The 7,310-nt window shown below is 72.7% G+C and carries 8 protein-coding genes and 1 pseudogene; 6 read left to right on the plus strand and 3 right to left on the minus strand.

Annotation, left to right across the window (positions count from 1 at the left end):
- The 4 genes and pseudogenes from ACE3O1_RS13830 to ACE3O1_RS13845 form a co-directional block, all read left to right on the plus strand.
- Positions 1 to 125 (plus strand): annotated as a pseudogene (locus ACE3O1_RS13830) (ABC transporter); the annotation flags it as partial.
- Positions 122 to 1,741 carry an ABC transporter permease gene (locus ACE3O1_RS13835; RefSeq protein ID WP_374316002.1) on the plus strand — a complete coding sequence of 540 codons (1,620 nt, stop codon included), beginning with the start codon at positions 122 to 124 and terminating at the stop codon, positions 1,739 to 1,741. The pseudogene ACE3O1_RS13830 and the gene ACE3O1_RS13835, both read left to right, overlap by 4 nt.
- A 4-nt stretch (positions 1,742 to 1,745) precedes the next feature.
- On the plus strand, positions 1,746 to 2,210 hold the full coding sequence (locus ACE3O1_RS13840) for a GbsR/MarR family transcriptional regulator (RefSeq protein ID WP_374316004.1): 465 nt from the start codon (positions 1,746 to 1,748) through the stop codon (positions 2,208 to 2,210).
- A 10-nt stretch (positions 2,211 to 2,220) separates the two neighbouring features.
- Entirely contained in the window at positions 2,221 to 2,754 is a 534-nt protein-coding gene (locus ACE3O1_RS13845) for a ribonuclease H (protein ID WP_374316006.1), read from the plus strand.
- A gap of 9 nt (positions 2,755 to 2,763) precedes the next feature.
- Here the strand turns inward: ACE3O1_RS13845 and ACE3O1_RS13850 are convergent, their stop codons facing one another.
- Positions 2,764 to 4,197 carry a PLP-dependent aminotransferase family protein gene (locus tag ACE3O1_RS13850; RefSeq protein ID WP_374316008.1) on the minus strand — a complete coding sequence of 478 codons (1,434 nt, stop codon included), beginning with the start codon at positions 4,195 to 4,197 and terminating at the stop codon, positions 2,764 to 2,766.
- A gap of 52 nt (positions 4,198 to 4,249) precedes the next feature.
- On the opposite strand from ACE3O1_RS13850, the gene ACE3O1_RS13855 reads away from it, so the two are divergent.
- Positions 4,250 to 4,528, plus strand: a complete 279-nt coding sequence (locus ACE3O1_RS13855; RefSeq protein ID WP_374316010.1) for a hypothetical protein — start codon at positions 4,250 to 4,252, stop codon at positions 4,526 to 4,528.
- Here ACE3O1_RS13855 and ACE3O1_RS13860 read toward each other — a convergent pair.
- Together ACE3O1_RS13860 and rlmN are read right to left on the minus strand one after the other, a co-directional pair.
- Positions 4,525 to 5,004 (minus strand): NUDIX domain-containing protein, encoded by a 480-nt coding sequence (locus ACE3O1_RS13860; RefSeq protein ID WP_374316012.1) that lies wholly within the window; start codon positions 5,002 to 5,004, stop codon positions 4,525 to 4,527. The two genes, ACE3O1_RS13855 and ACE3O1_RS13860, sit on opposite strands and share 4 nt — an antisense overlap.
- A gap of 19 nt (positions 5,005 to 5,023) precedes the next feature.
- Entirely contained in the window at positions 5,024 to 6,268 is a 1,245-nt protein-coding gene (rlmN, locus tag ACE3O1_RS13865) for a 23S rRNA (adenine(2503)-C(2))-methyltransferase RlmN (RefSeq protein WP_374316014.1), read from the minus strand.
- A 147-nt stretch (positions 6,269 to 6,415) separates the two neighbouring features.
- On the opposite strand from rlmN, the gene ACE3O1_RS13870 reads away from it, so the two are divergent.
- Positions 6,416 to 7,294 (plus strand): hypothetical protein, encoded by an 879-nt coding sequence (locus ACE3O1_RS13870; protein WP_374316016.1) that lies wholly within the window; start codon positions 6,416 to 6,418, stop codon positions 7,292 to 7,294.
- Positions 7,295 to 7,310 lie beyond the last annotated feature (16 nt).

Consider the following 7,310-nt stretch of genomic DNA (forward strand, 5'->3'; position numbering starts at 1 on the left):
GGGTGCTGCCCGCGCTGGCGGCCCGCGACGTCGCGGGCCTGCGAATCGCGCCGCCCTCGCTCGAGGAGCTGTTCCTGCGCCACTACGGCGACGACCTCGCCGTCATGGAGGGGAACGGGCGATGAGCCGCTTCTTCGCGCTGCTCGGTCAGCGCGTGCGCCGCGACTGGCTGCAGATCCTGCTGTGGGCAGCCGGCACCGGGCTGCTCGCGTACGCATCGTACGTGGGCGTCGCCGATGCCTATGGGACCGAGCAGGACCGCACGTCGCTCCTCGCCGCCGCGCTCGCTAATCCGGTGATCCTGCTGTTCCGCGGGCTGCCCTCGGGCGTCGGCGAGGGCGCGTTCATGGTGTTCCTGATCTTCCCGTGGCTGGCCATCCTCGCCGCGTTCATGAGCACGTTCCTGGCCGTGCGGCACACGCGCGGCGACGAGGAGTCCGGCCGCGCCGAGCTGATCGCGGCCACCCCCGCCGCGCGCAGCCTGCCGATCGTGGCCACCGCCGTGCACGGCCTGCTTGCGAACGTCGTTCTCGGCGCGCTCGTCGCCGGAGCCTTCCTCGCCGTCGGCCTGGACGCCGAGGGGTCGCTGCTCGCGGGCGTCGCGGCCGCCGCGGTCGGCATCGTCTTCCTCGGCGTCGGCCTGTTCGCCGCGCAGCTCATGCGCACCTCGCGCGGCGCGAACAGCGTCGCCGTGTGGACCGTGATGGCGACGTTCGTGATCGCCGGCATCGGCAACGCCATCGGGACGCCGTCGGACGACCTCACCCGGATGCGCAGCTCGTGGCTGGCGTGGCTGTCGCCGTTCGGGTGGGGCGAGAACACGCGCGCATTCGACGAGAACCTGTGGTGGCCGGCGCTCCTGTGCCTCGGCGTCGGTGTCGTCCTCGCGGCGACCGCGATCGCGCTCGCCTCGGTGCGCGATCTCGGCGGGAGCTTCATCGCGGAGCGCCTCGGCCGGGCTGAGGCATCCGCTGCGCTCTCCGGCCCGATGGCGCTGGTGTGGCGCCTGACGCGCGGCGCCGTGCTCGGCTGGGCGGTCGGCGGACTGCTCACCGGTGTGCTGTCGACCTCGCTCGCGTCGATCGTGCAGGAGGTGGGCGCGGCCAATCCGGCTGTCGAAGAGATCCTGCGGCAGATCTCCGGCGAGGGCAGCCTGGACCAGGGCACCGTGACCACGTTCTTCACGATGCTCGGCGTCCTGGCCGCGTGCTGCGCCGTGCAGATCGTGTGCCGTGCCCGGCAGGAGGAGGCGCACGGGACCGCCGAGCCGCTGCTGGCGGCCCCCGTCGGGCGGGTACGGTGGCTGGCCGACTACCTCGTCGTCGCGCTCATCGGCATCGTCTTCGTGATCGCCGCGGCGATCGGCGGCGCCGCGCTCGGCATCGCCGGGCAGGACGGCGACTGGGAGCTCATGCGGACGGTCGTCGTGACCGGCGCAGGGCAGGTGGCGGCGGCATCCGTGTTCCTCGTCGTGACCGCGCTCGCCTTCGTGCTCGTGCCGCGGCTCACCATCCCGCTCGGCTGGACGCTGGTGCTCGTGGCCATGGTGCTCGGCCTGTTCGGGCCGCTGTTCCAGTTCCCCGACGAGCTCGTGCACCTGTCGCCGATCGCCGTCACGCCGATGGTCGACGGCGACGCCGTGGACGTGCGCGGACTCTGGTGGCTCGTGCTCGCGACGGGCGTGGGGGCCGCGGCATCCCTCGCCCTGATGCGACGGCGCGAGCTGACGGCGGCAGGGTAGAGGCATGGATCACCCCGGAACCGGACCGGCCGAGCAGGCCGCGGCGCTGCTGACAGCGGCGGGCATGGCGCGCATGCCGGCGCGCGTGATGATGGCTCTCGTCGGCTCCCCCGACGAGGGCTACACCGCGGCCGAGCTGGGCGACCGGCTGGGCGTCTCGGCCGCAGCGGTGTCGGGCGCTGTTCGGTACCTCGTGTCGATGCGCCTGATCCAGCGGGTGTCGCGGCCGGGCGATCGCCGGGACCGCTACGACCTGGTGGACCATGCGTGGTCGGGGATGATCACGGCGAACGCGCCGATGTACGCCGCGCTGGCCGCCGCGATGGACGACATCGCCGACGACAACGCGGACGCGCCGCTGTCGGTGGCTCGCGCCCGGGACGTCGCCGACTTCCTGCGCTACCTCGCCGAGCGGATGCCGCGCCTGGCCGACGAGTGGCGTGCGCAGCGCGCGGCGGACCGCGGGTAGCCTTGCCCGAGTGACTGACGACGCCTCCCGCTACATCGTGGCCACCGACGGCGCCTGCAAGGGCAATCCCGGCCCGGCGGGCTGGGCGTGGGTCGGCGAGGACGGGCACTGGGCCGCCGGGTCGGTGCCCGTCGGCACGAACAACATCGGCGAGCTGCTCGGACTGCTCAAGGCCATCGAGGACCACCGCGACGTCGCGCACCTCATCGTCCAGGCGGACTCGAAGTACGCCATCGACACGTACACGAAGTGGATGGACGGCCACCGCCGCCGGGGCTGGAAGACCTCGACCGGTGCGCCGACGAAGAACGTCGACATCCTCGAGCAGCTGATCGCCGTCCGCGACGCCCGCCGCGCGGCCGGCATGCCCGACGTCGTGCTCGAACACGTGCGTGGGCACTCCGGCCACGTTCTCAACGCGTGGGCGGATGAACGGGCCGTGCGCGCGTCGGAGCACGCCGCGAAGGGTGTCGAGAGCGCCTGGTCGTCGCTCGGCGCGCACGAGCGCATCGACGTCTCGGCCGCCCCGAAGAACGGGCGCTGAGGCGACGCGTCACAGCTGCGCCCGGTACTCCCGCCACACCTCGCCGAGGCGCGTCACACCTTCCCGCAGCACGTCGTCAGGGGCGGTGAAGGGCACGCGGATGTGATCGTCGTAGACGACGGATGCCGTGAACTCGGTACCGCCCGCAACGGCGACGCCGCGCATCGCTGCCAGGCGCGCGAAGGCGGTCGCCGACCCCACGGGCAGGCGCGCCCACACCGCAAGACCACCCCGGGGCGCCGCGACCTCCCACTCGGGAAGGTACTCGGCGAGTTCCGCGAGCAGGTGCACGGATGCCGCCGCGTGGGTGGTCGACGTCTCGAGCCGCAGGGCGCGGGAATGCTCGACGAGGTCGAGTGCCAGCAGCTGCGCCGGCACGCTCGTGGACTGGTCCGCCAGCTGCCGCAGTGCACGCAGCCGGCGCACGAGCACGGGATCCGCGCGCAGCCAGCCGATGCGCAGTCCCGACCACGCCCACTTCGAGAGCGAATCCACGACGATGACGGGCGCGTCGGGTCGGAGCGCCGCGAGCGTCGCCGGCACGACGCCGTCGAACGAGACGTGCGCGAGGACGCGGTCCTCGAGCACGGGCACGCCGTACTCGGCCGACAGGTCGGCGATGCGCTGCCGTCCCGCGGCCGGGAGCCGGGTGCCGGTCGGGTTGTGGTGGTGCGGATTGACGGCGATGAGGGCGGGACGGAGGGCCACGATCGCGGCTTCCAGCTCGTCGACATCGATGCCGTCCGGGCCCATCGTCACGCCGTGCACGCGGCCGCCGCGCCGACGGACCGAGTCCGCGAGGCCGGGCCAGGTCACCGACTCGGTGATCACGACGTCGCCCGGCGACACGAGCTCGTCGACCACGAGGCTGAGGGCCTGCTGCGCGCCATGCGTCACCAGGATCTGCGACGCGGTGGCCGCCGTGCCCTCCTCCTCGAAGAGCGCCGCCAGTCGTGCGCGGAGGTCGGGCAGGCCCGACGGATCGGTCTCGGAGAGCGTGACGGGGTCGAGCGTCGGGGAATGCGCACGCACGACGTCCACGACGAGCTGCGGCATGGCCGGGACAGCGCGCAGCAGGTCGATTCCCGACGGCGCCGCCGAGAACAGTCCCTCGCCGCGCGCCGACCTCTCGCGAGACGGGATCGCGGCGCCGACATGGCCTGCGACGCGCGTACCGCTCCCCTGCCGGCGCTCGACGAGCCCGTCCTCGCTCAGCAGGCCGTACGCGGCGACGACCGTTCCGCGGGACACCGCGATCGCACCGGCCAGGGTGCGCTCGGCGGGGAGGCGATCCCCCGATCGCAGCTCGCCGCCCTCGATGAGCGCGGCGAGCCCCTGCGCGAGCCGCACTGTCAGGGTTCCCTCCCCGTGCGCCCATCGGCCCAGTCGAGCAGCGAGACGGGATGCCTCGACGCTGCCGCCGAGGGCCACCCGCTGGTCCACTAGCCGCTCATTGGCTCTTTCCGCGGTGGTCATATCACCGCATTCTGGTCCAATGTTCCGCTCAGACGCCACCTTCTCGCCCGCTCCTCGTCCATTCACTCCGAATTGGACCATTCGAGAGCTGCTCGACTGGATCGCCGCGGACGACGCCCGCTGCCACGATGAGTCGCTGATCCCGGTGCTGGCGACGAGCGACGGCACGGACCTCACGCCGTCGTCGCCGGTCGCCCTCGTCCGCGCGCTCGCCGCTCGCGTCCGCCGCGATCCCGACCTCGCACAGACGCGCGTGAGCGACCTGCGCAGTCCCGTGTCGCCCGCGCCCGCCGCCTAGGCTCCGGCGGCGGCGAGCTTCTCCTCGAGCGCGTCGAGGGCGGGGCGCTGTCCCTTCACGAGCCTCTCGCGGGCGTCGGCGAGCGGCATCCACTCCGCCCGGTCGACCTCGGGGAAGGACGCCGTGCGACCCGATCGCGGTGGCCACTCCAGCTCGAACTCGCCGAAGACGAAGTCGCCCGGCTCGAACGACGCGCCGTCGGCGACGAAGACCGTGATGCGCTTGCCCGACGAGTACGCCCACGTCCCAAGCTCGGCGTACGGCTCGGGCGGCGGGGTGACGCCGAGCTCCTCCTCGAACTCGCGGAGGGCCGCGTCGAGCGCGGACTCGGCGTCGGGGTCGTACTCCCCCTTCGGCACCGACCAGGCGCCGTCGTCCTTCGCGGCCCAATAGGGGCCGCCCATGTGGGCGATGAAGACCTCGGGCGCGGCATCCGTCACGCGATAGAGCAGGAGTCCCGCACTGTGCACCGGCATGGTCACCCGCCCGCGTCGGTCAGACCTCGAGGGGCGTGACGGCGGCGACGGCCTCGTCCTCTTCGGTGGCGACGAGCTGGCCGCACGCGCCGTCGATCTCTTTGCCGCGCGTGTCGCGCAGCGTGGTGGGGATGCCGGCGTCGTTGAGGCGGCGGACGAACTCGTTCTGCACGTCGACGTCGGACGCGGTCCAGATCGAGCCCGGCGTCGGGTTCAGCGGGATCGGGTTCACGTGCACCCATCCGCGACCGCGCGCGTTGAGCTTCTCGCCCAGCAGGTCCGCACGCCAGGCGTGGTCGTTCATGTCCTTGATGAGCGCGTACTCGATCGACACGCGGCGGCCCGTCTTGTCGAAGTAGGCCCGGGCGGCATCGAGGGCCTCGTCGACCTTCCAGCGCGAGTTCACCGGGATCAGCTCATCGCGCAGGCGGTCGTCGGGAGCGTGGAGCGAGAGGGCGAACGTGACCGGGATGTCCTCGTCGGCGAGCTTCTTGATCGCGGGCACCAGGCCCACCGTCGAAACGGTGACGCCGCGCGCGCTCATGCCGAGGCCGTGCTCCTTGTCGGTCATGACGCGCACGGCCTGCATGACCCGGGCGTAGTTGGCGAGCGGCTCGCCCATGCCCATGAAGACGATGTTCGACACGCGCTCGGCGGAGTGGTCGTCGCGCTTCTTGCCGCCGAGGCCCCCGTCGGCGATGAGGCGGTTGGCGCGCACGATCTGCTCGATGATCTCGGCGGCCGACATGTTGCGCGTGAGCCCCGCCTGGCCGGTGGCGCAGAAGGGACAGTTCATGCCGCAGCCGGCCTGGCTCGACACGCACAGCGTGATGCGGCCGGGATAGCGCATGAGAACCGACTCGACGAGGGCGCCGTCGTGCAGCTTCCACAGGAACTTGATCGTGTCGCCGCGGTCGGTCTCGAGACGCCGCACCTCGGTGAGGAGGGGTGGCAGCATCCCGTGCACGAGCTCCTCGCGGCCGGCCGCGGGAAGGTCGGTCATGGCGGCGGGATCGTGGGTCCAGTGCTGGAAGTAGTGCTTCTCGAGCTGCTTCGCCCGGAAGCCGGGGAGACCGAGCTCGGTCACCTTCGCGACGCGCTCGTCGGGGGTGAGATCGGCGAGGTGAACGGGCGGCTTGCCGCGCTTGGGCGACGCGAACTGCAGGAGCGGTCGGCCCTCGGCATCCTTCTGCTGGGTCCAGCCCTCGGTCGTAGGACGCACCTGGCGGGGTTTGGTGGTGCGCACGGGGGGCTGGTCGGTCATGCTTCGAGGGTAGGGGACGCACCTGAACGATGCCCGGATCAGGACTACCGTGGTACCTGTGGACGTCGCGACGAAGCGGCAGGTCCGCCTGGGGCGCACGGCGCGGGGACGGCGGCCGCTGGGTCACGCGCGCGCGAGGAGACGGTGATGGATGCCGCGTCCCGCGCCGAGCTCGACCGCCTGCGCGTACGCGCCTACGGCCCCGACGACGACATCTGGGGCGACCCGGCGGCGGTGCGGCGCCTCGTCGAACTCGAGGCGGAGGTGGTCGAGGCGCGCGGCGATCGCGGGGCCGAGGCATCCGCTCGCCCCGCTCCGGAAGCGGCGCCCGGCTCCCGCCCGCCGGCCGTGGAACTGCCGCCTGCCGAGCCGCCGGCCGCGGAGTCGTCGGCCGAGCAGCCGCCGGCGCCGGGCGAGAGCGCGCTCCCCGTCCTCGCCACGCCGGCCTCGCAGCCGGCCGCAGAGCCGATCGCCCTCGCCGGGATCGGCGGGGCGCTGATCCTGGCGATCGGGGGATTCGTCCTGGCGAGGGCGCTCCTCCCGCCGGAGCCGCCCGTCACGGCACGGCCGCAGCTCGCCCCGGCCGTGCTCGACGCGCGCACGGCGTATTCGTTCGCGTGGGACCACGACGCCGTGCCCCTGCTGTACATCCCCCTCGACGGATCGTTCGGCCGGTACATCGATCTGCCGTCGGCGACCGACGTTCCCGACTTCCCGGCGAACGGGACGGTGGAGTGGGCCTACCCCCTCGGGAAGTACTTCGGGTGGGATGTCTGGATCGCCGGTGCATCCGTCGACGGAACCGGCCTCGGCCGCGAGCACTGCATCGCGGTGGTGAACGACGACGAGCTGCGCGGGCGATGCGTCCCGGCGCAGCTCCGGGCGCAGAGCGCGCTGCTCGTCTCGGTGCCGTTCGCCGCGATGGCCGCGGACGAGCGCCCCGTCGGCATGAGCCCCGACGAACGCCTCGGCTTCTGGTGGAACCGCGACCGCTCGGTGACCGTGATGATCGGCGACGATCGCTGACCGCTGACGGGACTAT

Origin of the sequence: Microbacterium sp. (genome assembly GCF_041909575.1) — a bacterium.
Taxonomy (GTDB): domain Bacteria; phylum Actinomycetota; class Actinomycetes; order Actinomycetales; family Microbacteriaceae; genus Microbacterium.

Bases quoted from the DNA above. Each gene is read 5' to 3' on its own strand.
- ACE3O1_RS13860 (WP_374316012.1), bottom strand. From the start codon at position 5,004: ATGCCGGTGCACAGTGCGGGACTCCTGCTCTATCGCGTGACGGATGCC.
- ACE3O1_RS13840 (WP_374316004.1), top strand. From the start codon at position 1,746: ATGGATCACCCCGGAACCGGACCGGCCGAGCAGGCCGCGGCGCTGCTG.
- ACE3O1_RS13870 (WP_374316016.1), top strand. From the start codon at position 6,416: ATGGATGCCGCGTCCCGCGCCGAGCTCGACCGCCTGCGCGTACGCGCC.
- ACE3O1_RS13855 (WP_374316010.1), top strand. From the start codon at position 4,250: ATGTTCCGCTCAGACGCCACCTTCTCGCCCGCTCCTCGTCCATTCACT.
- rlmN (WP_374316014.1), bottom strand. From the start codon at position 6,268: ATGACCGACCAGCCCCCCGTGCGCACCACCAAACCCCGCCAGGTGCGT.
- ACE3O1_RS13835 (WP_374316002.1), top strand. From the start codon at position 122: ATGAGCCGCTTCTTCGCGCTGCTCGGTCAGCGCGTGCGCCGCGACTGG.